General features: G+C 35.4%; 1 protein-coding gene. It reads right to left on the bottom strand.

All coding sequences use genetic code 11. The features are described from left to right. Positions 1 to 420: 420 nt before the first annotated feature. Positions 421 to 648 (bottom strand): hypothetical protein, encoded by a 228-nt coding sequence (locus ACYVD3_RS10185; protein ID WP_460642402.1) that lies wholly within the window; start codon positions 646 to 648, stop codon positions 421 to 423. Positions 649 to 1189: the final 541 nt, after the last annotated feature.

The raw sequence follows: 1189 nt of genomic DNA, 5'->3' as shown, positions 1-1189 counted from the left end.
GAGGTAGGAAACTTCTGGTATTTTACATGCTTTCAGAGTGTTTTTCCATAGAAGTTATTTTAATAAAAGCAAGTTGGGATATTGAAAAGTACTGACTTAGAATAGTTGAAAATAAGAGGAAGGTCCATTGATGACGAATAATAGTTTAGATGGTAAAAATAGACTTTAACTCAAAAGTGTTGTAGTTTGAAAATGGTTTTGAACCAAATACTGAGCTGAAAAGTGACGTTTTTTGCTCTCCTAAAACAAGTAAATATATAAAGTAAATATTGGAAACACAATAACAGACAGTTATTAATTACCCCAAATGATGCTTTTGTGTTCCACAGACACCGCAAATCTGAAAAGGAGGTAAGTCTAATCAAAGTCAATATTATGTTTCCATAATGGCTTATCCTATTCCTAGTCTCATCCTTTATTTCATAGATGGTCCTGCAGTAAATGACTTCTCCATAGACAGTTTTGATAGTGTTTTTTCTGACCTTTATGGCGGTAGGCGGCTCTGTCCCTGATCCCCATCAGATAGGCATCATACTTTTTCAAAAGCTCTCTGGTGTAATTCTTTTCCAGTTCACGGATCCATTGATAAATATTTTTTTCCAACTCCTTGAAAGTAATGCCGTTTCCCTTTATTGTGGTATCCATCATACAACTTCCTTACGTTTTTGCCTCATAACTTAATCATAAGACATTTCTATATGATGGGGAAGAAGTTTCGTACCTCTTCCTTTTATTTATTTTGTCAATGATAATTATACTATAAATAAGCCGGTTTTGCTGTATTTCTGGGTATCATAACGCAGATCGTGCAGAATGGTTTTTCTGGTTGTGGGAGGATTGTGGAAGAAGTAAAAGAAACGAAGATGCGTAAAGTCGATGTAGATGAACAACTGAGGCTATCGAACAGCATTAAAGCGATGTATATTTCTACTCCGGTAGTACTGAAAGACAGAAAAATTGTACAGAATGTGGTCGGTATAAAAACTAAGGTGTCTATGTCACAGATACTTAGGGTATAAAGCAGAACAGGTGAAGGTTTCGGTGCTTTTATCTGTTCTGCCTGTTATAAGATAAGATTTTTGAGTTTCGTATTGTACAGAATTTTAGCGTCACCTCTGTAGAGTTTTACTATGCCTTCAATTAAAACGCCCATCTTTGCTATAAATACAGAGGACTGCCATAGGGCAAT

It is taken from the genome of Lacrimispora brassicae (genome assembly GCF_054772055.1).
The sequence above is the reverse complement of the archived record's forward strand: the minus strand, read 5'-3'. Positions and strand labels throughout refer to the sequence as shown.